Source organism: Nocardiopsis sp. Huas11 (genome assembly GCF_003634495.1).
Lineage (GTDB): Bacteria > Actinomycetota > Actinomycetes > Streptosporangiales > Streptosporangiaceae > Nocardiopsis.
Genome location: NZ_RBKY01000001.1, coordinates 3,120,364 through 3,145,683, shown reverse-complemented (window position 1 = coordinate 3,145,683; position 25,320 = coordinate 3,120,364). Strand labels below are relative to the sequence as shown.

Below are 25,320 nucleotides of genomic sequence, written 5' to 3'. Positions count from 1 at the left end.
TCCGCGCTACTCGACGTTCTCGGAGGCGGCGACCAGCTCGGGCACGTACCGGTCGAGCATCCACGGGATGGACAGCACGGTCGGGGCGCTGCTGGCCATGACGAAGTCCTCGCCCACGATCGGCGCGAAGCGGCCCTCCTGGACGGCGGGCATGGCGGCGACGAGCGGGTCGGAGGTGAACTCCTCCAGGGCGGCCTCGTCGGCGAAGTACATGACCAGGACGTCGGTCTCGATCTCCTGGAGGTTCTCGTAGCTGACCTGGTAGAAGAACGAGTCGTCGGGGGCGGTGTCCAGGTCGGTCACGCTGGCGCTGGGCTCCATGCCGAGGTCGGTGAGCATCTCCACGCGGGGGTCGTACTCGCGGTAGACGTTGAGCACGTCGGCCTCGTTGGCGGCCGCGTAGAAGAACGTGGTGCCCTCCAGTTCCGGGTTCTCCGCGGCCAGCGCCTCGACCTGCGCCTGGGTGTCCTCCAGCAGGGCGGCGGCCTCGTCCTCCTTGCCGAGCGCGCGGCCGACGATGTCGACCTGCTCCTGCCAGGTGGTGGCCCAGGGCTGGTCGGGGTAGGCGACCGTGGGGGCGATCTGCTGGAGGCGGTCGAAGTCCTCCTGCGTCAGGCCGGAGTTGGGGGCCAGGATCACGTCGGGGCGGGCCTCGACGATCTCCTCCAGCGGCGGCTCGTCGGCGTGCGCGCCGGAGAGGACGGTGGGCTGCTCGCCGCCGAGCTCCTCGATCTTGTCGGCGTCCCACTCGAAGACGCCGTTCTCGTCGCCGCCGTAGTCGTTGCGGGGCATGGCCACCGGAACGACGTCCAGGGCCAGGACGACGTCCTGCGCGGACCAGCCCCAGGTGACGACGCGCTCGGGCTCCTCGGGGATGACCGCTTCGCCGAGGGCGCTGTCGATGGTGACGGGGAAGGCGCCGTCGCCGCCAGCGCCGCCGGCCTGGCCGTCGTCCCCGGCGTCGGTGCCGGAGCAGGCGGTCATGAGGGCGACGCCGAAGAAGGCGGCCGCGGTGATCTGGACGGGTCTGGACAGGGCGGTCATGCGGTGGGTCTCCTCGACGGGGGTACGGCCGGGCCCGCGCCGACCGCGTCGGCGCGGCGAGGGATGGTTAGGCAAGGCTAACAACACCTGACCTGCACTTCGTCCGCGGCCCCCGGCACCTCCCCCCGGACCCCGGATCCTCGCTCCGACGAGGGCTTGAAAACAAAAATCTAATCTGTTCAAATAGACACAACACGGCGGGGCTGCCCGCCACCGAGATCGGAGGGAGTCGGCCATGCCCGCCGCCTTCAGCGAGACCGAACGCGCCCGGATCACCGAGCGGCTGCTCGCCAACGGGGAGCGCCTCTTCACCACCCAAGGCCTGCGCAAGACCTCCCTGGAGGACCTGGTCGGCGACGCCGGCATCGCCAAGAGCAGCTTCTACCAGTTCTTCGCCGCCAAGGAGGCGCTCTACCTGGAGCTGATGATGCGCCAGTCCGCCGACGTCAAGCGCGAGGTCGTCGACGAGGCCCTGCTCAGCACCGGGGACGTCCGCGAGGGGCTGCGGCGCTTCCTGCACGCCACCCTGCGCCGGCTGGAGACCGACCCGCTCTACCGGCGCCTCATGACCCATCCCGAGGAGATGGCCGCCGTCATGCGCCGGCTCGGCACCGCCGACCCGGGGGCCGTCTCCGCCTTCACCGCCTCGCCCGACAACCCGGCCCGGGCCCTCGTGGACTTCATCTCCCACCACCAGGAGGACGGCGAGCTCCCCGACCACGACCCGGCCGTGATCGTCGGCGTGATCCAGGCGGTCCTCGTCCTGCCCCTCAACCAGGAGCTCCTCGGCGACCCCGCCCTGCTCCCCAAGATCCAGGACCTGCTGATCGACATCGTCGCCGCGGGCCTCACCCCTCGGAAGGAATGACCGGCATGGCCACCCACGACACCTCGCCGTCCGCCACCAGGAGCGCCCTCATCGTCGGCGGCGGCATCGCCGGCCTGGCCGCGGCCCTGCGCCTGCACCAGGCGGGCTGGCGCGTCCGGATCATCGAGCGTGCCGCCCAGCGCCGCGGCGGCGGCTACGCCGTCGCCTTCGCGGGGATCGGCTACGACGCCGCCGAGCGGATGGGCGTCCTGCCCGACCTGCTCGACCGGCACATCACCCCGGACGCCCTGGTCTACGTCAAGAAGGACGGGACGGAGTCGTTCACCGTGCCCGGACCGACCGTGCGGGCCATGGCGGGCGAGCGCAACCTCAACATCCTGCGCGGCGACATCGAGGACGTCTTCTACCAGAACGTGTGCGAGCACGCCGAGTTCACCTACGGGACCACCGTCGAGCGCATCGAGCAGGACGCCGACGGCGTGCGCGCCACGCTCAGCGACGGCACCGAGGCCACCGCCGACCTGCTCATCGGCGCCGACGGCCTGCACTCGGCCACCCGCGCCCAGGTCTTCGGCCCCGAGTCGGACTACCGCCGCGACCTGCGGCACATGGTGGGCGTGTTCATGCTCGACCACCTGCCCGTGGGCCTGGCGCCCGGCGCCACCGCCTCGGTCACCGACACCGGCCGCACCCTGGCCGTCATCGACCTGGGCGAGAACGGGGCCGCGGCTTTCTTCGGCTACCGCTCCGACGAGTCCGACCGCGAACTCGCCGAGGGCCCGCACACCGCGATTCCGCGTGCCTACGCGGACATGGGCTGGGTGGCGCCCCAGGTCCTGGAGCAGCTCGCCACGGCGAAGGACGTGTACTTCGACACCGTCAGCCAGATGGAGGTGGACGGCTGGAGCCGCGGCCGGGTGGTCCTGCTGGGCGACGCCGCCTGGTGCGTCACCCTCTTCGCCGGGTACGGCTCGGCCCTGGCCGTCGGCGGCGCGGACGCCCTGGGCACCGCTCTGGAGGAGCACCCGGACGACATCGCGGCCGCCCTGGCCGCCTGGGAGGGGCGGATCCGCCCGGAGGCCGAGCGCAAGCAGCGCCTGGGCCGCCAGGTCAAGGGCCTGTACGCGCCCAAGGACCCGTTCCGGCTGTGGCTGCGCGACCTGCCGCTGCGCATGGCCTCCAACCCGCTCATGAGCCGGTTCCTCCGCCGCCGGCTCCAGATCCGCGGCTGAGCGGTCCGCCCCTGCCGCCCGCCCGCTCCGGTCAGGAGGACCGCTCCTCCCGGAGCAGCCAGGCGGCGGTTCCCCCGACCACCGCGCACCCGAGCACCATCAGCAGGAAGTACCGGCCGGTCTGCGGGTCGGCGACGTCGCTGACATAGTCGGATTCCGCGGCAGCGGCGGCGGCCACCGCCCACTCGACCAGCAGGAGGGCCGGCGGCACACACGCCAGCGCCACGACCGCCCCCAGCAGGAAGCGGGACGGACGGAGCAGGTAGCGCACCACGCCCCCCGCCAGCGCGGCCAGGCCCACCCAGAGGAGGACGGCGGAGAGCGTGGTGTCATCACCCGACGGAACCCAGCTCTCGTCACTCGCCCACGGCAGGAGGCGCGACAGGAGCGCGATGACCATGCCCGCGGTCAGCAGGGCCGTGGCGGCCCGCAGCCGTTCCGCGTCGTAGGTGTGGGCGTGGAAGCGCGCCTCCAGGCGCTGGAGCCGCTGGCGGAGCTGTTCGGTCTCGCTCGGCCGGTCGTCCGGGGAAGCCGACATGGAACGCTCTCCTGGTGGGGTCGTCGATGGGGCACCCGTATGGGACCACGGCGGGGCGGCTCAGGTTCGCACGGGTCCCCCGGGGCGGCGCAGACCCGCCTGGGCGTCGCGCACGTGCAGCGCCAGGTGCGTCTCCAGGCGGCGCGGGGAGGCGTCCCACCCCGCGCCGAGCAGGACGCCGATACGGGTGAGCCGCTGGCGCACGGTGTTGCGGTGCAGGTGCAGCAGCTCGGCCACCCGCGCGACGCTGCCGTCGGTCTCCAGGTAGTAGAAGGCGGTGCGGGCCAGGTCGGCGCCGCGCTCGTCGTCGTAGGCCAGCAGCGGGTCGATGGCCCGGGTGAGCGACCGCGGGAGCCCGCCCGTGCGGGCCAGGTCGAGGAGCGCGTGGACCATGCCCAGCCGTTCGCCGTCGAGCACGCCGTCCTGGTCGAGGGTGACGAGCGACCCGAGGGCGAGCGAGGCCCGCCGGTGCGCGTCGCGCAGGTCGCGCGGCGCCGTGATCGGCCCCGCGGAACCCGCCCGCAGCGGCCAGCCGTGGGCGGCGAACGCCGCGCGCAGCCCTTCCTCCCACGCGGGCGAGGCGGTGAGCAGGCACAGGTGGTCGTCGTGCACGGTCATCACGGTCCGCCCGACGGCGGCGCGCAGCACCTGGCGGCACCGCCGCGCGTCGGCGAAGGACACGTCCAGGGCCACGCACCACAGGCGGTCGTCCGAACGCAGGCCCCACCGCCGCATCCGCCGCTCCAGCCGGTCGTGCGGCAGGTCGGCGCCGGAGAGCAGGTCGTCGATCAGCTCGTACTGACCGCGCAGGTCGGCGTCCTCCTCGGCGCGTGAGAACAGCAGGGCGAGGGCGGCGTGCACGGCGACCCTCTCCATCAGCGCCCTGCCGTCGGAGTCCAGGACCGTTCCCGTGTGCAGGGTGCCCAGGGTCTCGGCCGCCGCGGTGATCGCGACGGCGGTGCCGGGATCGGGGACCGCGTCCGGGGCCGCGCCGTCCACGGTCGTGGCGAGCAGCGCGCCCGAGGGGTCCCGCAGGTACAGGTCGTCGTCGAGCGCTCCGCGGCCGATGGTGAGGACCCGGCCCACGTCCGGGGAGACCATCACCGCGTCCAGGAGCCTGCGGTCGAGTTCCAGCATCCGGGTGGCCAGCTGCAGCTCCGCGGCGCTGCGCCGGTGCTCCACGTTGAGCAGCTCGGCCCGGCGGGCCATCTCCTCGAAGCGCAGCGAGTTGTCGATCGCGACCGCCGCCTGCTTGGCGATCGACTCGACACAGCTCACCTCCTCCGGCTCGAACCGGCGCGACCGCCGCTCGGCCACGATGAGCGCGCCGATCACCCGGCCCGCCACGGTGAGCGGGGCGCCCATGATCGTCTCGACCGCCTCGGCCCGCACGATCTCGTCCACCTCGGGGTCGTGGACGACCGACGTGTCGTCCAGGTAGTCCGAGGTCTGGAAGGGCGCCAGACCGGTGGCCACCTGCCCCAGCACACCGACCCCGAGCGGCATGCGCAGGGCCCGGTAGGCGGGCGTGGTGACGCCGTCGGACTGGCGGATGTAGGTGTCGCCGCGCTCGGGGTCGTTGAGGCTGATGTAGGCCATGTCCGCGCCGACGATGGCGCGCGTGCGGCGCACGATCGCCTGGAGCACGGCCTCCACGTCCCGCAGGGCGGTCAGGTCGGTGGCCGTGTCGAGCAGGACCCTGAGCAGGTCCTCCCGCGAGCGCCGCATGGTGTTCGCCATGCACACAGCGTACGTCGATCAATGGACACCAGCACATCGTGGCTGACATCACCGCCGCGTTAGGTTTCCGTAAGTTGCCTGGTCACGCACGGTGGTGCGGACCGGGCGGCCCCACGACCCACAGGCCACCAGCGCGTGGACCGAGAAGGAGGCGGACGACGGTGCAGATCACCGGGGCGGTACTGGAGCAGATCGGGCGACCGCGCCCGTACGCGGAGTCGACCCCCCTCAGCGTCACCCGGGTGGAGCTGGCCGACCCCGGCCCGACCGAGGTCCGGGTGCGGATCGAGGCCGCCGGGGTGTGCCACTCCGACCTGTCGGTGCTGGACGGCAACCGCGTCCGCCCGGTCCCGATGCTGCTCGGCCACGAGGCCGCCGGCCGCGTCGAGGCCGTGGGCTCGCAGGTGACCGACGTGGCCGTCGGCCGCCGCGTGGTGATGACCTTCCTCCCGCGCTGCGGTGAGTGCGACGGCTGCCGGACCGACGGCCGACTGCCCTGCGGACCCGGCGGCGCCGCCAACAACGACGGCCGGCTCCTGCACGGCTCGCGCCACCTCACCCGCGACGGTGAGGCCGTCCACCACCATCTGGGGGTCTCCGGCTTCGCCACCCACGCCGTCGTGGACCGCGCCTCCCTGGTGCCCGTCGACGACGACGTCCCGGCCGAGATCGCGGCGGTCCTCGGCTGCGCCGTGCTCACCGGTGGCGGAGCGATGCTCAACGCCGTGCGGGCCGAGCCCGGCGAGAGCGTCATGGTCGTGGGCCTGGGCGGGGTCGGCGTGGCCGCGCTGCTGGCCGCCGTCGCGGAGGGGGCCGGTGACGTCATCGCCGTCGACACGCTCCCCGAGAAGCTGGACCTGGCGCGGCGGCTGGGCGCCACGCACGCTTACACCCCCGACGAGGTGGCGGAGAAGGGCGTCCGGGCCGCCCACGCCATCGAGTGCGCCGGGCACCCGCGCGCCTTCGAGACCGCCTTCGCCGCCACCGCACCGGGCGGGCGCACCGTGACCGTCGGCCTGCCGAGCCCGGACGCCATGGCCCGGCTCTCCCCGCTCACGATGACCGCCGAGGCTCGCACCGTCATCGGGTCCTACCTGGGCTCGGCCGTCCCCGCACGCGACATCCCCAGGTTCGCCCAGTGGTGGCGCGAGGGCCGACTGCCCGTGGAACACCTGATCAGCCGCCGGATCCGGCTGGAGGAGATCAACGAGGCCATGGACGAGCTCGCCGAGGGCAGGGCCGTCCGCCAGGTCATCGTCTTCGACGAGTGACCCCCGAGTAGCCACCGACCCGGACGCGACCGCGCCCGGGGATCACGAAAGCACTGGTCAATGAGTCAGACACCCTCCCAGCCGGACGCGGCCTCACCGCACTGGAAGGCGGGACCGTTCGAGGTCCGCCTGCCGTTCGTGCACTACAGGTTCCAGTGGCAGGACTACACACAGGGCCTCGTCATGTGCGCGGTCGACCTGTCCGCGATCCCGCTGCTGACCGAACTGCTCGGGATGCCGTTCGAGGCGGCGCTCGCCGTCGTGGTCCTCAACGGCCTCCTCTACCTGGCCCACCACCTGCTGGGCGACCCGGTCGTGCCCGGCTGGATCACCCCGGCCATTCCGCTGCTGATGGTCTACTGCCAGCAGTTCCCCGAGGGTCCCGAACGGGTCCAGGCGCTCATCGCCTTCCAACTCGTACTCGCGGCGCTGTCGATCACGCTGGGGGTGACCGGCCTGGCCTCGAAGGTGGTGCGCTTCATCCCGAACGCACTGCGCGCGGGCATCGTCGTGGGCGCCGGCTTCGCCGCGGTCCAGAGCGTCTTCGCCGAGGGCGGCCGGTTCGAGACCTTCCCGGTGACCATCTCCATCGCCGTCGGCCTGGCCTTCGTGCTGCTGTACTCCAAGGGCTTCGCCCGGGCGCAGCGGCACAGCCGGGTGCTGCGGCTGGTCGGCAGCCTCGGCATCCTGCCGTGCATCCTGCTCGCCGTCGTCGTCGCCCCCCTCTTCGGCGAGGCGCCGTGGCCCACGCTGGAATGGGGCTTCGCCACACCCGACTTCGTCACGCTGTGGACGGAGTACACGGTCTTCGGCGTGGGCTTCCCGCCGGCGATGACGATGCTCCTCGCGATCCCCACGGTGGCCGCCGCCTACATCGTGGTCTTCGGCGACGTCCTGCAGGCACGCGCCGTCCTGGACGAGGCCTCCGAGGTCCGCACCGACGAGAAGGTCACCTACAACCCCAACCGCGCCCACATGATCTTCGGTGCGCGCAACGCCGTCATGGGCATCATCGGCCCGGACGTCACCATGTGCGGCCCCCTGTGGGCGGCCATGCACGTGGCCATCTCGGAGCGGTACAAGAAGGGCCGCGACGCGATGCAGTCCATCTTCGGCGGAGCCGGCTCGTTCCGCTGGGGCACCAACACCGGGCTGTGGCTGCTGCCGATCGTCTCGCTCCTCGAACCCGTCCTCGGCGTGGCGCTGGCCCTCACGCTCATCATCCAGGGGTTCGTGAGCGTCAAGGTCGGCATCCTCGAAGCGCGCAGCCGCACCGACCTGGGCATCGCCGGCGTCACCGGAGCCGTCCTGGCCCTGAACGGCGCCGCGTGGGGCTTCGCCGTGGGCATCGTGCTGTGCCTGCTCGTGTACGGGCGCCGGTTCTTCTCCGGTGAGGACGACGGCGTGATCAACCACGGCGCGAAGCCCGCCGACGCGATGGCGTCCACCGACGTGGTGGAGCCGACCGACGGCGCGGGAACCCCCGGCGTGGTGGCGACCGCCGACAAGGCGGAGGAGAACAAGGTGGAGGAGGACAAGGCTAAGGAGAACAGGGTCGAGGAGAACTGACCGCGCTCCGAAGCGTCGACCACCGATCCGCAGGGCCCGGACCCCGTGTCCGGGCCCTCGCGCGTCACCGGCCGCGGGCTCCGCGCCCGGCCTCAGAGCTCACCCGGACCGGGGACCGCTCCGGCGTCCGGGACCCTTCACCCGGTCCCGCCAGCGGCTCGGGAGCGCGTCGGGCACCGATCGCCGACGGCCCTCCGGCAGACCGCCGGGCGGATGGTCCCCCATGACCCTGTTCACCGTCTCCGGGCGCCGTTCCCCACTCGGAGACGGTGCCCACCCCTTCCGGGCCTGTTCGATACGCCCGGCGAGGCCGCGCATCTCCCTGAGCGAAGCGCTCAGTCTCTCGGTACCGGACCGCACCCGGCCGATCGCGTTCTCCGCCCGTGTGGCCCCGGGCCCGACCCCCTCCACGACGTACACGCGCGCCCGTTCGGCCAGACTCACGCGCCCGGCCCCGGCGAACCCGGCCAACTCCTCGGGATCACCAGGACCGGCCACCACCCCGCGAAGCTCCCCGATAAGAACCTCGACCTCACCGCGAGGCGCAGAGAGGTCGGCCTCGAGCCGCCTGAGCTCGTTTCCGAGGCCCTCCCGCACCTCCGCCCACTCCGCCACCGCGTGCTCGGCCGTCGCCACGAGCTGCTGAAGCTCAGCCCTGATGTGCTTCGGTTGGCCCTTCAGCCAGGGGAACCACAGGTCCGCCGGACCCGTCAGCGCCTTCTCGTCCCACTCCAGCCGGTACTCGCCCATGCCCATGCCCGGGCCCCCTTCGCCACCGTGCCATCGCCCGGCGGCGATCATCGCGCGTCCCCGCCACCCCCGCAAGACCCGTGCGGGCGCCGCCCCGGCCGCGAAGGCCGCCCCCGTGGCGGCCACGGGCACCAGGACCGCGACCACGGAGGTCTCCCGCTCGATCGCCCGGGGCCGCACTAACCAGGAGACCGCGGACGAGCTGTTCATCTCGCTCGGCACGGTCAAGGACCACCTGTCCGCCATCCAAGCCAAGCTCGGCCCGCGCAACCGCATCGAGGTCGCCGCCTGGGCCTGGGAGAACCGCTTGATGGACACTCCCTGACGCCACCCGGACCCCACGGACACGACAGACGCCCGGAACCCGTGGGCTCGCGGGCGTCGATCCAGCTCAGTCCGGGCGAACCGCTCTCTCGGACTCACGCGCGGCGGCGATCTCCCCGTGATGCTCGACCGCCCAGTCGGCGAGGGAGGAGAGCGGCTCGAGCAGCGTCCGTCCCAGCGGGGTCAGGCTGTACTCGACGCTCGGCGCGGCGGTGGGGAAGACCTCGCGGTGGACCAGCCCATCGGTCTCCAGCCCGCGCAGGGTGCGCGTCAGCATGCGCTGGCTGATGCCCTCGATGCCGCGGTGAAGTTCGTTGAAGCGGTGCGCGCGGCGGCCCAGGAGCACGATCACCAGGATCGACCACTTGTCCCCGATCCGGCGGAGCACGTCGGTCACCGGACACGCCTCGTACTCGTCGGCGGGCACGGGACTGGGCAGCGGCGTACCGACGATGGAGGGCACATCCGTGTTCCCAGCGGACATAGAACTGCCTTCTTCCCAGCTGACACGCGGCTACCGATGATGGTGGTGCGCAGTATCCGCCACTCGAGGAGGACCATGAGCCCGCAAGCCCCGGACGCCGGTGACCCTACCCGTCCACGCGTCGTCGTCGTGAGCGGCGAAACGGACGGCATGGGCCGGTCGCTGGCCCTCGCCCGCGCCGAGCGCGGAGACACCGTCGTCGTCCTCGGCAGCAACCCCGCCAAGGGCGAGCGGTTGCTCACCGACGCGGCCCGGCTCGGCGCCGGGGACAGGATCGACTTCCTCCAGGTGGACCTGGCCGGCATCGACGAGACCCGCGCCGCGGTGCGGTGGATCGCGAAGCGCCACGCCGCCGTCGACGCGCTCACCCTCTTCGCCAACCGCCAGAGCCCGACCCGAGCCCTCACTCCGGACGGCCTCGAGCGGGTGTTCGCCCTGTACTACGTCAGCCGCTACCTGCTAAGTCACGAGCTCGGCCCCCTTCTGCGACAAAGCGCGACCCCCGTCATCGTGAACGTCGCCGGGGTGGGCGTGCGGAAGGGGCGCATCCACTGGGACGACCTCCAGCTCGAACACGGCCACGGCATGGTCACCGCCCAACTGCAGGCGGGACGCGCGAACGACCTCCTCGGCGTGGCTTTCGCCGCGCAGCCGGACAACCCGGTCCGCTACGTCCTGTACCACCCCGGTTTCACCCGGAGCGGCGATCTCACCGTCCTCCCGGCGGCGGCCCGGCTCGCGGTCGGCGCTCTCGCCAGAATCGCTGCCCGATCCGTCGACGCGTCCGTCGCACCCGTGCACCGCTTCATCGACACCCCTCCGGACGCGCCGCTCACCGCGGTCGACCGTCACAAAGTCCTGCCGCTCACCCTCCCGACACTCGACCCGGACCAGGCCGCACGCCTCGACCGCGTGACCCGGTCGCTCCTGGACGAACACTCCGGCCGTACGGGCTGAGAGAACGATCGACGCGCACGCCTCGTTGGACGACAAGCGGCAGGCCCTGGGGAAGCTCGGGGAAGCGCTCGGCTGAGCCGGTTGCTGTCACGTTGCTGTCAACGGCGCACGAAAAACGCCCGGAGCCAAAGGGCTTCCGGGCGTTGGTGCTGCTCATACCGTGTGGCTAGGGGCGGGGTCGAACCGCCGACCTTCCGCTTTTCAGGCGGACGCTCGTACCAACTGAGCTACCTAGCCGCGTGCGACGATCTCTCGATCTCGCAGCGGTCCTGACGGGATTTGAACCCGCGGCCTCCACCTTGACAGGGTGGCGAGCACTCCTAACTGCTCCACAGGACCTTGTTCTGTTGTCGCACCCGGTCTCGTGATGACCTGGCGCGTTGTCGCGGTACTCATTCTGCCAGATGTCCGGCAGTGCTCGAACCGCGTCGTACCCCCAACGGGATTCGAACCCGCGCTACCGCCTTGAAAGGGCGGCGTCCTAGGCCGCTAGACGATGGGGGCCCGTGTGACAGGTTCAGCATAGGGGAGATCCTCACCAACACCAAAGTGATAAGCCCCCTCGGGCGCCCCGAGCCGACCTGCGCGAACCCCCACCCTACGGCGTCCGCTCGGGTTCGGTCGCATCGTCCTCCGACGCCTCCGGCTCGTCCCCGACGACCCGATCCGGGTCCGGTTCGACATGCCGCTCCACCTGCGCCGACGTCAGTCCGACTCCGCCGAGGTCGATGTCGTCGCGGGCCTGGAGCCGACCGGTCTCGACGTCGAAGTAGAGCACCGACGCCTGGTACGGCGTCGGCCGCCCCATGCCGTGATCAAGCCCACTCAACCCGGCCCCGCCCGTGGACCCCTGAACGAGGAAACGGGTCCCCTGTTCGCCCAGGACGGTCGAGCGCATGTGGTCGCTGCCCGTCAGCACCAGAGGCGACACACCGTCGAACGCCTCGCCCTGGGTGCGGGTGTGCAGCACCGCGACGTCGACCTCGTCCCCGGACCGGCTCACCGCCTCCGCCTGCTCCTCGCCCTGGTCCGCCACGCCCGCCTCGTCCGGGTTGAGCCGGGTCGCGTCCGGCGTGTACCGGGGGTCGCCCGCCCCGTAGAACGTCAGCCCCGCGACCTCCTCGATGTCGTCGTCCAGCACCACCGCGTTCGGCTGGGACTCGACCGCGCGCTGGGTGCCCATGGAGTCGTGCTCGCCGCGCACCCACACGTACGGGACCTCCAGGTCGGCGATCTCGTCGGCGAAGACGTCCTCGGCCGCGCTGCCCCGGTCGGTCAAGTCGCCCGAGTCCACGACCACGTCCACCGCGTACTGCTCGCGCAGCGTGCGGATGATGCTCCACGAGGCCGGGTTGAGCTGGATGTCGGACACGTGGAGGACCCGGACCACCGACTCGTCCTCCTCGTACACCGGCAGCGTCGACGTGGCCTCGTAGATCATCGCGACGTTGCCCACGAGCCCGGCGAGCTGCTCCTGGTACTGGTTGAACCGGCTGACCACGGCCTCCGCCCCGCCGACGACCTGCGGCGCGCCGGCGATCAGCCCGGTGTAGCGGGGTTCGGCGATGGCGCTGGGGTTGAAGGACGACGCCGCCAGGGCCCCGGATCCCACGAGCACCACCAGCGAGACGAGCCCGCTGAACAGGGACCGCCACACGCTCCGGAACAGCAGCAGTCCCATGAGCACCGCGCCCAGCGTGGCCGCGATGAGAGCGCGCACCACCAGCGAGATGACGCCCGCGCGCAGGTCCGAACCGATACCGGCGGCCATGCGGTTGATCGCCTCGGGGTCGGCGAACATCTCCTCGGCGGCCGACAGCCGGATGTCGGAGATGGTCGCCTGCAGCCGCAGCGGGGCGTCGTGCGTGTCGAAGGCCAACTGCCCGAGCGGTCGGACGTCGACGACCGTCTCACCCTCCCACTGGGGGCTCAGTCCGAGCGTGACGTCGGCCGGCCCGATCGGGGTGACGACCTCTCCGCCCAGCGCGAGCCCGAGCCACCCTCCGACCAGGCCCGCCACGACGACGCCGCTCCAGCGCCACGCGCGCCCGGCGCGCAGCCGGCCAAAGGCAGCACGGTAGTCGTAAGCACGAATCGCTTCCCAAGACACCACACCCCCATCATGCCGGTGACGCGGCCCGTTCCCAACGCTTCCTCCCGCCCGGAGTGCTTTTGTGCCGTCGCGCCCCACCCGTCGCAAGCCCGAACCACGGGCCCCGGGGCCCGCCCGCCGTCGCACCGAATCACCCGGAGGCCGCACAATGGCAGACGTGGTGGACATCGCACGCGAAGAATTCGAGGAACTGGTCGCCGACGCGCTGGACCAGATCCCTCCGGAGCTGACCCGCCTGATGGACAACGTCGTCATCACGGTCGAGGACGAGTCCCCGGACGGGCTCCTCGGCCTCTATGAGGGCATCCCGCTGACCGAGCGCGGCGACGGCTACTTCGGCGTGCTGCCGGACCAGATCTTCGTGTACCGGCTCAACATCTGCTCGTTCTGCGAGACCCCCGAACAGGTGGTGGAGGAGGTCCTCGTGACGGTCGTGCACGAGATCGCCCACCATTTCGGCATCGACGACGCGCGGCTGGGCGACCTCGGCTGGGGGTGATCGCGGGAGCCACGAGAGCCACGGGAACCGCAGGAGCCGCGGGCGACCGCTGACGCCGGGCCGCCCGCGTGTCCCGCAAGCGCCCTGACGGCCCTGAGGCGAGCGCGCGGGGCCGACGGGCACCCCGGAGGCAGCCGCAGGACCCCAGGACGGGACCGCGCGCCTCTGGAGCGAACACGCGCCCCACAAGCGATCGCACGGCGCCATGGCGACCACACGGCCCTCAGGCGAGCACGCGTCCCAGCAGCGAACACGCGGACCGAAAGCGGACCGAAAACGGTCGCACGGACCTGGGGCGGGTCCGGCCGAAAAACGAAATCAGAGACCGAAGCGAACGCATGACCTTTCGGTCCTTGGTTCCTGAAGAAACCTGATTCCCATTCGGGTTCCGAGCGTGTCCGCCCGAGAACAGTTCGTAGACCGAACACAGTTGCACAATCACCCCAAACACCCCAAGCATGCCGCCCCCACCTGGGATAACGCCAGAAAGCGCCCAGGCCCCGTTGCGCGCCGAATCCCGGCAATCCCCCTCACCCGCAGCAACGAAACAGACACAAATTTCCCGAACGGGCTTGCGACGCGGCCCACCATCCGGAACCGTTGGTCATTGAGACACGACACAGCGTGATTTCACCCATGTAACAGTTAGGGAGTGCCGGGTGGCCGAACCGCGCCTCAACCACACACCCGAAGACGAGGACGAACCCCGGTCCTCCAACGCCCCGGACGACTCATGGCGGAGCAGCTACCGCCAGGTGATGGCCATCGGCGAGTTCCGCGCTCTCTGGCTCGCCCACGCCCTGTCGACCATCGGTTCCAACCTGCTCAACATCGCGGCCGTGACGCTGGTGTTCCAGCAGACGGAGTCACCCCTCGCCGCGGGATTCACACTGGCACTGACGTTCCTGCCCCCACTGATCGCCGGCCCCCTGCTGTCCGGCGTCGCCGACATCCTCCCCCGGCGCCGCGTGATGGTCGGCTGCGACCTGCTCCGCGCGTCCCTCATCTTCGCGATCGGCATCCCGGGCGTCCCCCTCTGGGCGATCTGGGGCCTGCTGTTCTGCTCGGTGCTGCCCACGCTGCCGTTCGCCGCCGCCCGTGCCGCCCTGCTGACCGAGATCGTCCAGGGCGAGCGCTACGTCGCGGGCCTGGCGATCGTGCAGCTCACCACACAGGTCGGCACCCTGGCCGGACTCGCCGCGGGCGGCTACATCGCCGCCATGCTCGGCGTCAACATGGCCTTCATGGCCAACGGAGCCGTGATCGTCCTGGCGGCGCTCATCGTGCTGTTCGGTGTGCGGGCGCGGCCCTCGCCGCGGGCCGAGGCCACCGAGCGCCCTCGTCTGCCGGTGATGATCCGGGACGGGTCCAGGCTCGTGTTCGGCGACCAACGGCTGCGCACCCTGGCGCTCATGGCCTGGCTCGCCGGCCTGTACATGGTCCCCTACGGGTTGGCCAGCCCGCTGGCGGAGCAGCTCGGCGGCGGCCCCACGTCGGCGGGGCTGATCATGGCGGGTCCGTTCATCGGCGCCTTCTTCGGCGGGTTCGTCCTCACTCGGCTGATCCCGCCGCCCACGCGGATCCGCATGCTCGGCCCACTGGCCGTGCTGGCGTCGGTGCCACTGCTCCTGTGGCTCTTCGATCCCCCGCTGTGGCTGATGATCGCGGCGCTGGCGGTCAGCGGCGCGTGCAGCTCCTACCAGATCGTCGCGAACGCCGCCTTCGTCCTGTGCGTGCCCAAGGAGGGCCGGGGACTGGCCTTCGGCCTGGTCGCGGCGGGCCTGCAGACCGTTCAGGGTCTGGGCATCCTGCTCGCGGGCCTACTCGCCGAGTCGTTCAACCCCAACATCGTCGTCGTGTGCGCCGGAGCCGTGGGCATCGCCCTGGCGGCCGGTCTCGCCTTGCCGTGGTCCCGGTTGGCGAGCCGCACGGTCGAGCTCATGAACCAGACCGAGAAGGCGTCCTAGGAGAGGTCCGCGCCGGACACGCCTGGCGGGAGGAGGGCCTGCCGTCGCCCGAGGGGCGTTTCCGGCACCGCCTCCTGCTTCCCGCCCATCGTCGTCCGTTCGGCGCTGCTTCTTCTAGCGCTCCCGGCCGCCGTCCCCGGAGGAGTCGCGGGCCTCGTCGGCCTCGCACTCCTCACGCGGGGCGTTGACGTCGCGGCGCTGCCACCCGGGGTGTGCTCTCAGGGTCCACATCAGCTCTGGCTCGGCTTTCCTTGGAAGTTGCGGATGATCTGCTCCAGCAGGGAGCGCTGCTCACTCTCGGCGGGCATCAGCAGCCACGCCAGGATGTAGACGAAGACGCCGCCACCGAGGAATCCGAAGACCACGAAGATCAGTCGGACGATGGTGGCGTCGACGCCGGTGTAGGCGGCGATGCCCCCGCACACACCGGTCAGGAACCGGTCGGAGTCACTACGGCTGAATCGTTTGGTCGGGAAGTTCTCGCTCATGTCTCCAGACTGCCTCCTCACGACGACGATTCCCATCCGGGACAGCCCTGGGCCGCCCCTGACATCCCCCCGACCCCCTGGGAAGGGAGCAGGTGGGGGCGGCGAAACGCCCCCGTACCGGATGAGACGGCACGGGGGCGCGGGGCGTTCCTGAGGCGTAGGGCACATCCTGGTACCGGTGTCACCTGGTGGTGGCACCGGTACCGCTGTTCACCGTTCCCGCGTGGTCACGGGATCACTTCCTGGCGGCGTCCGTGCCGGTCTCGGCGTCGCTCCCGAACCCTGACGCGGCCCCGGAGTCGGCCCCGGGCTCCCGACCGGACCCCGGCCGCCGACCGGTCGCGGTCTGCCGACCGGTCGCGGTCTGCCGACCGGTCTCGGGCCCAGAGCCGACCTCGGACGCGGAGCCGGAGCCGGGCTCAGAGCCGACCTCCGGGTCGGCCTCGGACTGCTGACCGGCCTCGGACTCCGGTGCCGGCGCGGGACCGATGGTGGTCGCCAACGGCTTCTCGGTGATGAACCACGAGAGCACGAAGCCCACCAGCGCGATCGGCACCGCGTAGAGAAAGATCGGCGGCAGCGCGCCCGCGAAGGCCTGCTCGATGAACGCGCGCACCGGTTCCGGCAGGCCCTGGAGCATCTGCGGGGTCATGGAGCTGATCCCGGCCTCGCCGCCCTCGAACTCCACACCGCCACCGGGTGCGTCGGCCATCCGGTCGTTGAGCCGGGACACGAAGATCGACCCGAACACCGCGATCCCGAAGGACGCGCCGATCTGGCGGAAGTAGTTGTTGGCCGACGTCGCCGCCCCGAGATCACGCTGGGGCGCCGTGTTCTGCACGATGAGCACGAGGTTCTGCATCACCATGCCGATGCCCAGGCCCATGACCAGCATGGCGAACCCGTTATAGAGATAGGTGGTGTCGGTGTCCATCCGCGACAGCAGGACCAGGCCCACCACGATGATGGCGGTACCGATGATCGGCCAGTGCTTGTAGCGACCGCTGGAAGAGATGAGCCGCCCGGTCGTGATGGTGCTGGTGAGCATTCCGGCCACCATGGGGATCATGAGCAGCCCCGACTCTGTGGCGCTCGCCCCCTTGACCATCTGGAAGAACGTCGGCAGGTAGGACACGGTGGAGAACATCGCGATGCCGACGGTGATACCGATGATCGCCGTGAGCACGAAGTCGCGGTCCCGGAACAGCCGCAGCGGGAGGATGGGCTCCGCGGCGCGCTGCTCGACCAGCACGAACAGGACGGCGGAGACCACCGCGCCCACCGCCAGCCCGATGATCTGCGGGCTGACCCAGTCGTAGGTGTGGCCGCCCCAGCTCGTCACCAGCACCAGGCACACGCTCGTCACGGCCAGCAGCAGCGTGCCGAGGTAGTCGAGTCTGGGTCTGGGGCCGGACGGCTTGGGCAGGCGGATCGTGACCACGGCCGTGATCAGCGCGATCGCGCCCAGCGGCAGGTTGATGTAGAAGATCCAGCGCCAGTCGAGCTGGTCGGTGAAGAACCCGCCGAGCAGCGGGCCGGCGATCGAGGCCAGTCCGAAGACACCGCCGAGCACGCCCATGTACTTGCCGCGCTCACGCGGGGAGACGACGTCGGCGATGATCGCCTGCGCGCTGATCATGAGCCCGCCGCCGCCGATGCCCTGCAGGGCGCGGAAGAGGATCAGCTGGGTCATGTCCTGGGCGAGCCCGGCCAGGACCGACCCGAGGAGGAACACGGCGATCGCGAAGATGTACACGTGCCGGCGGCCGAAGATGTCGCCGGCCTTGCCGTAGATGGGCATGCCGACGGTGGCCGCCAACATGTAGGCCGTCACGACCCAGGAGAGGTGCTCCAGGCCGTTGAGCTCGCCGACGATGGTGGGCAGGGCCGTCGCCACGATGGTCTGGTCCAGCGCGGCCAGCAGCATCGTGAGGATGATCGCCAGGAAGATCCAGCGAAGCCGTGACCGGTCGACGCCGGGCTCTTCCGGCGGCGCGGTGGGTGTGGACATGGGACTCCGATCGCCTTCAGGAGGCGTCCCGGGTCAACGGACGGGGCCGAAGGCCTCTCCGAGCTGTCGGAAGGCGTCGCGCAGCTGGGCGCGGACGTCCGCGAGCTGCTCGCCCTCCTCGAAGTGGAGGCGCTTCATGGTCTGTCGCATCACCGCCATGGCCGCGGCGGCGACCACGAACGGGCGGTTGTCCCCCGGCGGGTCGCCCCGCCGCTCGGCGATGACCGCGGCCACTTCGAGTTCCACCGTGTGGAAGTGGCCGAAGAAGCCGCGGGCGAGCTGGGGCTCGCGTTCCATGAGTTGCTTGCGCATCCGCATCCTGCGCCGGTGCGAGACGAGGTCTTCGGTGTTGACCAGGAACGATGTCAGCATGGTGATGAGGTCCTCGACGAAGTCGCCGGAGGGGCCGCCGGAGGCGAACTCCTGCCGTGCCGGTTCGTCGGGGCGGGCGGGGAGGTCGCCGAGAACCGCCTCTTCCTTCGAGGCGAAGTAGTTGAAGAACGTCCGCGGCGAGACGTCGGCCGCGGCCGCGATCTCCTCCACCGTCACGTTCTCCAGGCCGCGCTCCAGGAAGAGCTCCAGGGCCGCTTCCTGGAGGGCACGCCGTGTGGCCGTCTTCTTCCGCTCACGCAGCCCCATGCGTTCCTCCCCCGTACACCGACAATAGTTGCACGCCCTGCAAGCTTTCTCAAGATGAATTATTTCACTGGACGCAAGAGAACGGCCCCGCCCGAGGGCGGAGCCGTTCACGGAAGACGCGCCTGCTACATCTTCGTCGAGTGCACGGGGCGGACGTACACGATCACCCGCTCGTCCCCCGGCTGGTGCCACGGATAGACGTCCTCGTTGAGGTACTTCTTGGCCATCGCGTTGATGAAGGCGTTGCCCGGGTCGTCCTCGATCCGGTCGACCTCCCCGCGCACCTCCACGTACTGGTAGGGGTTCTCGGGGTCCTGCACCGACACCGAGATCCGCCCGTCGCGCCCCATGTTGCGGATCTTCTGCCGGGTCTTGGTCTGGCTGAACTTGAGGAACTCCCCGTCCCAGTCGATCCACACGGGGTTCACCTGCGGCTCGCCCTTCGGGCCGAGCGTGGCCACGTGCCCGAACGAGGGCTTGGTGAGGATGTCCTGCCGGTCCTCGGGTACCACTGCCATGGTTTCCTCCACAACGTCGCTGTCGATCGACTTGAGTAGACCAAGCCCGCCGGTCGGCGCCAAGGCGGCTCGCCCTGCCGGCTCAGGGCATCGGCCCCGCGTCCCACCCCACCACCGGGGAGGAGGCCACCGCCAGGGCGACGTCGTCGCTCGGCCTGCTGCGCGTGGTGGGCGGCGAACCCCTCGAACCCTCCGCCCCGTGGGGCGATCCCGAGTTCTCACCTCTGCGGTAGACTCTCTCCGGCAACGGACCGTCTCGCGACGGCCACCGTGCGGGGCCTTAGCTCAATTGGCAGAGCAGCGGACTTTTAATCCGCGGGTTCAGGGTTCGATCCCCTGGGGCCCTACCACCGAAACCCCAGGTCAGAGGACATTCACAGTGCACCGACCTGGGGTTTTCGTATGCCCCGGACCTCGAAAATGCTCCTGGTGTGCTCCTCAGCCTCCGTCGTGCTCCACGCCACGCCAAGCACCTCGGAGCACACACGCATCTCCACCAGAGCGTCTTGATTCCGGAACCCCTTACCCCGCAGGGCTTTCAGCTCCTTCGGAACAAACGAACCGCTCGCTCCGCACAGGGTGAAGGCCAGGTTCCCGCCCCTACCAGCGGACCACAAATCCGCTACCGCGTTCTCGCAGGTCAACGGCGTGCGTTCGACACGTCAGTGGGAGCCCTCACCTTGCACTGCCCCGGAACGCCTGCCAGATGCGCACGAGGCCGACCAGTTCCTCAAGCTCACCCGACCCCCAACGAACCGGCATCCGCACCAAGGCCTCCCGCACCACGCCCACGCGGTCATCAAGCCGAACCAGATACGGGCGCGCTCCCCGGTGACGCCTTCGACGCCGCCCACGACCTTCACTCACAGTCCCTTCCCCTCTTCCTCGATCGCTCTCTGCCCATCACCGAGTCGCAGCGTCACGGGTGTCAATGGTCCCGGTGAGTCCGGAACTGCGCTTCCTGTAGCTACGACCACCGAAGTCAGGCAGCCGTGGACGAGCCCCCACCAGCCCGTCGCCGAGCCCGCTCCTCGACCAGGCGACGAACCTCATCGGCATGGAGATCGCCGCCGTCCAGTGCCACCGCGAACCACACCCGCTTGCCCTCACCGCAGCGATAGGCACCGCACACCTCGTGGGTGAACACCTGAATGAGCCCGAGTCCGCGCCCGTGCTCGACCACGGCCTCCGCCAACTCCCACCCCCGAGGAAAGACCGGCACGGTGGCCTCGGTGTCGTACACCTCGACCACCGCGTAGCAGCTCGGCCGGGCCCACACCTCCACGCTCACCTCGGGCCGACCGTGGACGAGGGCGTTCGTGAACGCCTCGCTCACAGCCAGCCGAGCCGCACCACGCCCCGCCTCCCCCACCTCGGCCGCCACCAGCGCCTGATCGACCAGACCACGGGCCACACCCACGTCCACCGGCCTTGGCCTCATCCAGGAACACACGACGCCGTCCATCGAGCACCACCTCGCCCACGTCCACACCGAATCGACACAGCGGGACCCGTCACCCATCCGGCGCTAGCCCGCTTGCGTCCATCATGATTTGCAACAACGCAAATTACAAGTGCAGCAAGTTATTTTGCGTACAATGAGTAATGATGCGTGCTTCTCTGTCAGTGGGAAGATGACAACGCCAGCACAGCGACGACAGGAGGTGGAGATGCCCGAGGGCACTCCGGTCCAGGGCTCCCCCGCCCGGCGGCACTACCTGATCAGCCAGCTCAAGCGACTACGTGCCCGGACCGGCCTGTCGCAGGAGGAGGCCGCTGAGGAGATGGGCTGGCACAAGTCCAAGGTCTCCCGTATCGAGAACGGCAAGTGGAAGCGTCTCAGCGGCCCGGAGATCGACGCCCTCTGCCGCTTCTACACGGCACCTGACGACCTGCGCGAGGAACTCGCCCACATCGCCAAGGCCGCCAGCCGCAACCGCTCCTCTGCCTGGTGGAACGCCTACGAAGATGTCCCCGGCGGCGCGTACTACCCGCTGGAGTACGAGGCCGACCAGATCTTCGAGTACACCCTCGGGCTCTTCAGCGGCCTGGCCCAGCACCCGGACTACATTCGAGCCCTGATGTCTCGCGGAGCGGTGCCCGACGAGGCCGAACGAGAGCGCAGGCTGCAAGCCCGCGTGGAGCGAACCCGCAACATCCTCTATCGCGAAGCTCCCCCGCAGATGTGGTGGGTCATCGACGAACCGGTTCTCACCTGCCAGGTCGGCGGCCCCAAGGTGATGCGCACCCAGCTCGAACACCTCCTCGAGCTGAGCGACCACTCCAGGATCGACCTCCAGGTCCTCCCCCAATCCGAGGGCATGAGCCTGAACTACGGATTCTGCCTACTGTGGATCGGTGACGACCGCGTCGGACACGTGGACGTCCCGCCGCAGGGCTTGCTGTTCGACGCGCATGAGGATGTGCAACACCACGAGTTGAGGTCGAACCACCTCCGAGCGGCGGCCATCTCCCAAGAGCGTTCCCGCGACCTGATCCGAACCCGAATCACCGAACTCGACGCATGAACGAGGTCCCACAGATGAGCATCCCGACGAAGCCCTGGCACAAGTCCAGCTACAGCAACGAGGCCGGGACCTGTGTAGAGGTCTCGGAAGGCGCCGTCACCGGCGTCCGGGACAGCCAGAACCCCCACCTGACTTCCCTGGAGTTCCCTGCCTCGGCCTGGAACCGCTTCCTATCAGGGGTCGGCTCCCCCAGGACCTGAACCTCTGTGTGCCCGCCCAGCCGCGGGCACACAGCCGTCGTTTCAGATTGCGAACTGAGCCTTCACCAGGGACTTCCACGGAACGTCCTCGGGAATCGCGTCCATCAGCACGTCGTTGACGGTCTCGCCCAACCACTGGTTGGAGTTGCGCCGTATCCCCTGTCGCTTGAACCCGGCCTTCTCGTAGGCGCGGATCGCCCCGGCGTTAGGTTCGATCACCGTCAGGTACACGCACCTCAGGTTGGTCACGTGGAAGGCGTAGTCCAGCACCAGCCGGGTCGCCTCACTGCCCACGCCCTTCCCTCGGGACTCCCCCATGGCCACCACGTACTCCCCGTTGCGGCGCATCGGATCGACGTAGACCTGGGCCAGCCCAACGGGACGGGGTTCGTCCCCGCTCAGGTCGTAGACGGTGAACCGCAGCTCCCGATCCGAAGCACGCCCGTAGCCCTCGACCAGGATCTCCCGGGTGGTCTCCATCGGCTGCGGGGTCTGCCGGTTGTAGCCGACGATCGTCAGGATCGACTGCTCCCACCGCCAGTACTCCTCCGCCAGATCGGCTCGCAACGGGCCGATCCCGGCTTTGTCCCCTCGAAGCCACATCAGGGGTTCACTCACGTGCTCTCCTCCATGCTGGGAATGGTCAGCAGTGCGGCGCACCGCAACTTCCATAGGACAGCGCATACTCACGTTCGGCCAGCGGGCCCGTCCAGCTGTTCGAGGACGCCGACCACTCGCTTCACGTCGCTCCGGGGAAAAAACAGGTGAGCGCTGGGAGCGGTCCTGGCCGGGCCTCCCGTGAGGTCGGGCAGGATCGGCCGGACACACGTCCAGGATTCTGGGAGTCCCCACTGCGCGAGGGCCATGTGCAGCTCCCTGTCCCGGCTTAGCAGGCCCACGAGCTGTTCAGCGTGCCCTGCTTCCAACTCCACCCAGACGCGCCCCTTGTAGAAATCGATCCAGCGCTGATCGCCGGCCGGCAGGCCCGGCACGGACATCGCCAGCAGGTCCCCATAGTCCTGGCAACTCGACCGGGTTCTCATGCCCATCCCCCACAGGCGGGAGATGAACGGGACCAGAGCCCCGTCAATCGGCACGTCAGAGCCCTGGGGCGTGCGCAGTATCCGGGACTGATGAAGGGTGGGGGCGGGCACCGTTGGCTCCGTTCTCATGCGAGTTCCTGATGACGGCGAGGGCCCACAGTCGTACGGCGTCGATGTGGCCGCGTTGGAGCCCTTGGTAGGGGTCCGGCTGGATGAGAAGTGTGGGAACCCCGTTGATGGCGCGTTCCCTGGCCCAATCGTGGTCGGGCTGGGCGAAGTCATCGTCGATCCACACAAGTGGTTCCTGGGCGGCCCAGGCGCCGACCGGGTCACGCTTCCACAGATAGCCGTGCGGGTGTCGGGCCAGGGCTCCGGGGTCGCCCAGGTCGATATACGGGACCGGTCCAAGGCCGAGGCGGGGACCGATCAGGCGGTCCGCCTCGCCCATCCAGCTACTCGCCCAGACCGGGCGCACCAGCCCCAGCGCTCGGGTCGCGGTGATCCAGGTGCCGTGATCGGGATTGAGCCAGACGGGAACACCGGGGTGGCCGTTGAACGGGACCCGGTGGGGGCGGTGCCCGGGAGGGAGGGAGCCTCCGGGGCCGGGAAAGGGGTTGAGGACTCCGTCGACGTCGAGAAGCAGGTACGGGGGGAGCGCTGCCATCACCGGTCCTTGTTGTTCAGACGTTGAGGAGTTCGGCGGCCTCGACGAGGTGTGCGCGCACGACGCGCGCGTACATCTGATCGTCAGGCGCGTGGGAGATCCACAGGGCCGCTTGGGCGAGGTACCACTCGACGATCCAGACCCGGTGCCAGCCCAGGGCCCAGTTCTGGGCGGTGAGCCCGCCACGGGTGTGCAGGGCCTCTTCGGGTCCGCCCGCCTCCACGTACCGTTCGAGGAAGTGGCGGACAGCAGCGGGATTGGCCGGTTCGATCGTGCCGTGCCAGGAAGCCAGGTCGAGCAGTCCCGGGCCATGGAAGGCACGCGCCAGGTCGTACATGTAGGTGCGGTCCGAACCGACGAGCAAGCTGGTGGGGTGGAACTCGCTGTGCACCCACCCGTAGGGCGGTTTCGTTGCTCCTTCGGCCCGGGTGGGCGCGGCCTTCTGGAGCATGGCCAGGGTGTGTGCGATGTCGTCGGTGTCTGTCCACCGGTCGTTTTCGCGGAGCACCTTCAAGGTGCGCAGGGCTCGGCTGGGAAGTGAGGTCAGCCAGGAGCTGTCCCCCGGTGCCAGGAAGTCCGGGATCGCGGCCGAGTGAAGTTGCACGGCTGCGGCCACGCCGTCGATCTCGGTTGCCTGCCGTCGCGGCTGTCCCAGGTCTTCCAAGAGCATGCCCAGGGTGGTCGCTCCCCGGGATGAGGCGTGCAGGCGCGGGACGTCCACACCGGCTTGCCAGGCGCTGGTCAGAGCCTCGTCTTCGTGGGTGAAGGGTTCGGTGGCGCACTTGAAGATCACCGTGCCGGCACCGGGGACCGTGAGGCGTTCAACGTGGGACAACGCCCAACTGTGCAGGACATCGACGGTGAAGGGTTCGAGTCCGATCTTGTCGGTGACTTCGCGACGAAGCCGGTCGATCTCTGGCTGCTCCATGGTTCCTCCAGTTCTGGGATCGGGGACCGGGGTCCTCTGGCAGAGAGGACCCCAGTCGGTTCAGGACGTGAATCGTGGAATCAGAAGGAGCGCACCGCGGTGATCCAGGCATCTCGGAACTGGGCGAGCTCGTCGCGGAACCTGTCCATGGGGGTGCCGTAGGCGGCCACGACCCCGCCCTTCTGAGAGGGCGTGGACTGGCAGCCGTGGACGAGCCGTCCCCCCAGAGCGGTGTGAGCCTTGACGGACTCGATGCGGCGGTTCTCGTTGAACAGACCGCCGTGGAAGACCTCGTCCAGGGCCTGAACCGTGGGCTCGTCCAGGTCGTAGACGACGCGGGCGGTGTCGCCGAAGAACCAGGCAGGACCGACGATGGAGATCCGGCCATCCTGGTCGACCTTGTTGAGTGCGGTCAGCGTCGAGACCTCCGCCAGGATGCGCAGGTGCTCGGCGGTGATGCCGGGCACGTCGAGCGTGGGCAGGTGTTCCTCTCGGAAGAGGTAGCTGTAGACGTTCCAGGCGATGGCGAGGACTTCGGCGGGGTCGTGGGTAGTGCGGACGTGGTCGGAGATGAAGGTGAGCGCCTTCTGCTCCAGGGCCAGGTCGGAAGACTCCTCGACGGGCAGCATTTCGGTGGTCACGGTGTCCCAGTCGATGACTCGCCAGCCGGTGGACTCCAGACGGAAGAAGTAGTCGTCGGGTTCGATGCTCAGGGAAGCGCCCTTCACCTCCAAGCCGGGGATGCGGTTCCACCGGGGGTCGAAGCGGTGGTCGACCAGGTTCACGGTGAACGGGGCGAGAGTGACGGTCATGTCCTACGTCCTTTCTCCAAGCAATATGGGCAGAGAGATGGTCGGAATCGGTCTTTTCAGAGGTGCCCATGGAGCCCTTCCCCCAGCGGGTTCTGGGCCGAGTCTGTGGTTTTCCGGTGTTGATCAGGTCATCCCGCGACGGGCCTCAGGCCGAGACCTGGGAGGGTCTGCG

25 protein-coding genes and 4 tRNA genes are annotated in these 25,320 nt (G+C 69.9%); 11 read left to right on the top strand and 18 right to left on the bottom strand.

Translation table 11 applies throughout. The features are described 5' to 3' along the window. Positions 1-6 precede the first annotated feature (6 nt). Complete coding sequence (locus DFP74_RS14280) at positions 7-1,044, bottom strand: iron-siderophore ABC transporter substrate-binding protein (protein WP_121182149.1); 1,038 nt, start codon at positions 1,042-1,044, stop codon at positions 7-9. Between the two features lie 235 nt (positions 1,045-1,279). Here DFP74_RS14280 and DFP74_RS14275 point away from each other — a divergent pair, with 235 nt between their 5' ends. Together DFP74_RS14275 and DFP74_RS14270 are read left to right on the top strand one after the other, a co-directional pair. Then, positions 1,280-1,912 carry a TetR/AcrR family transcriptional regulator gene (locus DFP74_RS14275; protein WP_121182148.1) on the top strand — a complete coding sequence of 211 codons (633 nt, stop codon included), beginning with the start codon at positions 1,280-1,282 and terminating at the stop codon, positions 1,910-1,912. A gap of 5 nt (positions 1,913-1,917) precedes the next feature. Next, positions 1,918-3,105, top strand: a complete 1,188-nt coding sequence (locus DFP74_RS14270; RefSeq protein ID WP_121182147.1) for an FAD-dependent monooxygenase — start codon at positions 1,918-1,920, stop codon at positions 3,103-3,105. 31 nt (positions 3,106-3,136) lie between these two features. Here DFP74_RS14270 and DFP74_RS14265 read toward each other — a convergent pair whose 3' ends face one another. Together DFP74_RS14265 and DFP74_RS14260 are read right to left on the bottom strand one after the other, a co-directional pair. Then, a complete protein-coding gene (locus tag DFP74_RS14265) occupies positions 3,137-3,643 on the bottom strand; it encodes a hypothetical protein (protein ID WP_121182146.1) in 507 nt (168 codons plus the stop codon). Positions 3,644-3,703: 60 nt separating this feature from the next. Then, positions 3,704-5,383, bottom strand: a complete 1,680-nt coding sequence (locus DFP74_RS14260; RefSeq protein WP_121182145.1) for a GAF domain-containing protein — start codon at positions 5,381-5,383, stop codon at positions 3,704-3,706. 161 nt (positions 5,384-5,544) lie between these two features. Between DFP74_RS14260 and DFP74_RS14255 the strand changes: the two genes are divergently transcribed. Both DFP74_RS14255 and DFP74_RS14250 read left to right on the top strand, forming a co-directional pair. Then, positions 5,545-6,654, top strand: coding sequence for an alcohol dehydrogenase catalytic domain-containing protein (locus DFP74_RS14255; RefSeq protein WP_121182144.1), 1,110 nt, complete (start codon positions 5,545-5,547; stop codon positions 6,652-6,654). Positions 6,655-6,714: 60 nt separating this feature from the next. Beyond that, positions 6,715-8,223 carry a hypothetical protein gene (locus DFP74_RS14250; RefSeq protein ID WP_199725645.1) on the top strand — a complete coding sequence of 503 codons (1,509 nt, stop codon included), beginning with the start codon at positions 6,715-6,717 and terminating at the stop codon, positions 8,221-8,223. A 99-nt stretch (positions 8,224-8,322) separates the two neighbouring features. Here DFP74_RS14250 and DFP74_RS33880 read toward each other — a convergent pair whose 3' ends face one another. Continuing rightward, entirely contained in the window at positions 8,323-8,979 is a 657-nt protein-coding gene (locus tag DFP74_RS33880) for a hypothetical protein (protein WP_199725989.1), read from the bottom strand. On the opposite strand from DFP74_RS33880, the gene DFP74_RS35165 reads away from it, so the two are divergent. Continuing rightward, positions 8,978-9,298: a response regulator transcription factor gene (locus DFP74_RS35165; protein WP_370013374.1), complete on the top strand. Its 321-nt coding sequence runs from the start codon at positions 8,978-8,980 to the stop codon at positions 9,296-9,298. The two genes, DFP74_RS33880 and DFP74_RS35165, sit on opposite strands and share 2 nt — an antisense overlap. A gap of 66 nt (positions 9,299-9,364) precedes the next feature. Here the strand turns inward: DFP74_RS35165 and DFP74_RS14235 are convergent, their stop codons facing one another. Further along, positions 9,365-9,781, bottom strand: a complete 417-nt coding sequence (locus tag DFP74_RS14235) for a helix-turn-helix domain-containing protein (RefSeq protein ID WP_121182141.1) — start codon at positions 9,779-9,781, stop codon at positions 9,365-9,367. 75 nt (positions 9,782-9,856) lie between these two features. Here DFP74_RS14235 and DFP74_RS14230 point away from each other — a divergent pair, with 75 nt between their 5' ends. Then, positions 9,857-10,738, top strand: coding sequence for an SDR family NAD(P)-dependent oxidoreductase (locus DFP74_RS14230; protein ID WP_121182140.1), 882 nt, complete (start codon positions 9,857-9,859; stop codon positions 10,736-10,738). Positions 10,739-10,901: 163 nt separating this feature from the next. On the opposite strand, the gene DFP74_RS14225 is transcribed toward DFP74_RS14230, so the two are convergent. The 4 genes from DFP74_RS14225 to DFP74_RS14210 all read right to left on the bottom strand — a co-directional run bounded on the left by DFP74_RS14225 (position 10,902) and on the right by DFP74_RS14210 (position 12,848). Further along, a tRNA-Phe gene (locus DFP74_RS14225) sits at positions 10,902-10,975 on the bottom strand. A 27-nt stretch (positions 10,976-11,002) separates the two neighbouring features. Next, positions 11,003-11,077: transfer RNA gene (locus DFP74_RS14220), tRNA-Asp, on the bottom strand. Positions 11,078-11,169: 92 nt separating this feature from the next. Beyond that, positions 11,170-11,242: transfer RNA gene (locus DFP74_RS14215), tRNA-Glu, on the bottom strand. A gap of 94 nt (positions 11,243-11,336) precedes the next feature. Next, the gene (locus DFP74_RS14210; protein ID WP_121188250.1) at positions 11,337-12,848 is read right to left on the bottom strand and encodes a metallophosphoesterase; all 1,512 of its coding nucleotides are present in this window, start codon (positions 12,846-12,848) and stop codon (positions 11,337-11,339) included. Between the two features lie 151 nt (positions 12,849-12,999). Between DFP74_RS14210 and DFP74_RS14205 the strand changes: the two genes are divergently transcribed. Further along, positions 13,000-13,350: a metallopeptidase family protein gene (locus tag DFP74_RS14205; protein ID WP_121182139.1), complete on the top strand. Its 351-nt coding sequence runs from the start codon at positions 13,000-13,002 to the stop codon at positions 13,348-13,350. A gap of 659 nt (positions 13,351-14,009) precedes the next feature. Then, complete coding sequence (locus DFP74_RS14200; RefSeq protein ID WP_233570983.1) at positions 14,010-15,317, top strand: MFS transporter; 1,308 nt, start codon at positions 14,010-14,012, stop codon at positions 15,315-15,317. A gap of 230 nt (positions 15,318-15,547) precedes the next feature. Here DFP74_RS14200 and DFP74_RS14195 read toward each other — a convergent pair whose 3' ends face one another. The 4 genes from DFP74_RS14195 to DFP74_RS14180 all read right to left on the bottom strand — a co-directional run bounded on the left by DFP74_RS14195 (position 15,548) and on the right by DFP74_RS14180 (position 18,973). After that, positions 15,548-15,805 carry a PspC domain-containing protein gene (locus DFP74_RS14195; protein WP_121182138.1) on the bottom strand — a complete coding sequence of 86 codons (258 nt, stop codon included), beginning with the start codon at positions 15,803-15,805 and terminating at the stop codon, positions 15,548-15,550. A gap of 235 nt (positions 15,806-16,040) precedes the next feature. Next, the gene (locus DFP74_RS14190) at positions 16,041-17,816 is read right to left on the bottom strand and encodes an MDR family MFS transporter (RefSeq protein ID WP_233570982.1); all 1,776 of its coding nucleotides are present in this window, start codon (positions 17,814-17,816) and stop codon (positions 16,041-16,043) included. A 33-nt stretch (positions 17,817-17,849) separates the two neighbouring features. Next, positions 17,850-18,455, bottom strand: coding sequence for a TetR/AcrR family transcriptional regulator (locus DFP74_RS14185; RefSeq protein WP_121182137.1), 606 nt, complete (start codon positions 18,453-18,455; stop codon positions 17,850-17,852). 125 nt (positions 18,456-18,580) lie between these two features. Further along, a complete protein-coding gene (locus tag DFP74_RS14180) occupies positions 18,581-18,973 on the bottom strand; it encodes a PPOX class F420-dependent oxidoreductase (RefSeq protein ID WP_121182136.1) in 393 nt (130 codons plus the stop codon). A 274-nt stretch (positions 18,974-19,247) separates the two neighbouring features. Here DFP74_RS14180 and DFP74_RS14175 point away from each other — a divergent pair. Continuing rightward, a tRNA-Lys gene (locus DFP74_RS14175) sits at positions 19,248-19,323 on the top strand. A gap of 632 nt (positions 19,324-19,955) precedes the next feature. On the opposite strand, the gene DFP74_RS14165 is transcribed toward DFP74_RS14175, so the two are convergent. Beyond that, positions 19,956-20,399, bottom strand: coding sequence for an ATP-binding protein (locus DFP74_RS14165; protein WP_233570981.1), 444 nt, complete (start codon positions 20,397-20,399; stop codon positions 19,956-19,958). A gap of 244 nt (positions 20,400-20,643) precedes the next feature. On the opposite strand from DFP74_RS14165, the gene DFP74_RS14160 reads away from it, so the two are divergent. Together DFP74_RS14160 and DFP74_RS14155 are read left to right on the top strand one after the other, a co-directional pair. Further along, entirely contained in the window at positions 20,644-21,501 is an 858-nt protein-coding gene (locus DFP74_RS14160; RefSeq protein ID WP_233570980.1) for a helix-turn-helix transcriptional regulator, read from the top strand. Between the two features lie 14 nt (positions 21,502-21,515). After that, positions 21,516-21,701: a DUF397 domain-containing protein gene (locus DFP74_RS14155; protein WP_121188247.1), complete on the top strand. Its 186-nt coding sequence runs from the start codon at positions 21,516-21,518 to the stop codon at positions 21,699-21,701. Positions 21,702-21,743: 42 nt separating this feature from the next. On the opposite strand, the gene DFP74_RS14150 is transcribed toward DFP74_RS14155, so the two are convergent. The 4 genes from DFP74_RS14150 to DFP74_RS14130 form a co-directional block, all read right to left on the bottom strand. Next, positions 21,744-22,319, bottom strand: coding sequence for a GNAT family N-acetyltransferase (locus DFP74_RS14150; protein WP_121182125.1), 576 nt, complete (start codon positions 22,317-22,319; stop codon positions 21,744-21,746). A gap of 480 nt (positions 22,320-22,799) precedes the next feature. Further along, the gene (locus tag DFP74_RS14140; protein ID WP_121182132.1) at positions 22,800-23,408 is read right to left on the bottom strand and encodes a hypothetical protein; all 609 of its coding nucleotides are present in this window, start codon (positions 23,406-23,408) and stop codon (positions 22,800-22,802) included. 16 nt (positions 23,409-23,424) lie between these two features. After that, positions 23,425-24,336 (bottom strand): aminoglycoside phosphotransferase family protein, encoded by a 912-nt coding sequence (locus DFP74_RS14135; protein WP_121182131.1) that lies wholly within the window; start codon positions 24,334-24,336, stop codon positions 23,425-23,427. Between the two features lie 80 nt (positions 24,337-24,416). Next, the gene (locus DFP74_RS14130; RefSeq protein WP_121182130.1) at positions 24,417-25,148 is read right to left on the bottom strand and encodes a hypothetical protein; all 732 of its coding nucleotides are present in this window, start codon (positions 25,146-25,148) and stop codon (positions 24,417-24,419) included. Positions 25,149-25,320: the final 172 nt, after the last annotated feature.

Excerpts from the sequence above, each read along its gene's own strand:
- DFP74_RS14185 (WP_121182137.1), bottom strand. The coding sequence starts at position 18,455 with ATGGGGCTGCGTGAGCGGAAGAAGACGGCCACACGGCGTGCCCTCCAG.
- DFP74_RS33880 (WP_199725989.1), bottom strand. The coding sequence starts at position 8,979 with ATGGGCATGGGCGAGTACCGGCTGGAGTGGGACGAGAAGGCGCTGACG.
- DFP74_RS14260 (WP_121182145.1), bottom strand. The coding sequence starts at position 5,383 with ATGGCGAACACCATGCGGCGCTCGCGGGAGGACCTGCTCAGGGTCCTG.
- DFP74_RS14140 (WP_121182132.1), bottom strand. The coding sequence starts at position 23,408 with ATGGCAGCGCTCCCCCCGTACCTGCTTCTCGACGTCGACGGAGTCCTC.
- DFP74_RS14205 (WP_121182139.1), top strand. The coding sequence starts at position 13,000 with ATGGCAGACGTGGTGGACATCGCACGCGAAGAATTCGAGGAACTGGTC.
- DFP74_RS14190 (WP_233570982.1), bottom strand. The coding sequence starts at position 17,816 with ATGTCCACACCCACCGCGCCGCCGGAAGAGCCCGGCGTCGACCGGTCA.
- DFP74_RS14235 (WP_121182141.1), bottom strand. The coding sequence starts at position 9,781 with ATGTCCGCTGGGAACACGGATGTGCCCTCCATCGTCGGTACGCCGCTG.
- DFP74_RS14180 (WP_121182136.1), bottom strand. The coding sequence starts at position 18,973 with ATGGCAGTGGTACCCGAGGACCGGCAGGACATCCTCACCAAGCCCTCG.
- DFP74_RS14135 (WP_121182131.1), bottom strand. The coding sequence starts at position 24,336 with ATGGAGCAGCCAGAGATCGACCGGCTTCGTCGCGAAGTCACCGACAAG.
- DFP74_RS14250 (WP_199725645.1), top strand. The coding sequence starts at position 6,715 with ATGAGTCAGACACCCTCCCAGCCGGACGCGGCCTCACCGCACTGGAAG.
- DFP74_RS14275 (WP_121182148.1), top strand. The coding sequence starts at position 1,280 with ATGCCCGCCGCCTTCAGCGAGACCGAACGCGCCCGGATCACCGAGCGG.
- DFP74_RS14155 (WP_121188247.1), top strand. The coding sequence starts at position 21,516 with ATGAGCATCCCGACGAAGCCCTGGCACAAGTCCAGCTACAGCAACGAG.
- DFP74_RS14280 (WP_121182149.1), bottom strand. The coding sequence starts at position 1,044 with ATGACCGCCCTGTCCAGACCCGTCCAGATCACCGCGGCCGCCTTCTTC.
- DFP74_RS14265 (WP_121182146.1), bottom strand. The coding sequence starts at position 3,643 with ATGTCGGCTTCCCCGGACGACCGGCCGAGCGAGACCGAACAGCTCCGC.
- DFP74_RS14195 (WP_121182138.1), bottom strand. The coding sequence starts at position 15,805 with ATGAGCGAGAACTTCCCGACCAAACGATTCAGCCGTAGTGACTCCGAC.
- DFP74_RS35165 (WP_370013374.1), top strand. The coding sequence starts at position 8,978 with ATGCCCGGGCCCCCTTCGCCACCGTGCCATCGCCCGGCGGCGATCATC.
- DFP74_RS14160 (WP_233570980.1), top strand. The coding sequence starts at position 20,644 with ATGCCCGAGGGCACTCCGGTCCAGGGCTCCCCCGCCCGGCGGCACTAC.
- DFP74_RS14130 (WP_121182130.1), bottom strand. The coding sequence starts at position 25,148 with ATGACCGTCACTCTCGCCCCGTTCACCGTGAACCTGGTCGACCACCGC.
- DFP74_RS14230 (WP_121182140.1), top strand. The coding sequence starts at position 9,857 with ATGAGCCCGCAAGCCCCGGACGCCGGTGACCCTACCCGTCCACGCGTC.
- DFP74_RS14270 (WP_121182147.1), top strand. The coding sequence starts at position 1,918 with ATGGCCACCCACGACACCTCGCCGTCCGCCACCAGGAGCGCCCTCATC.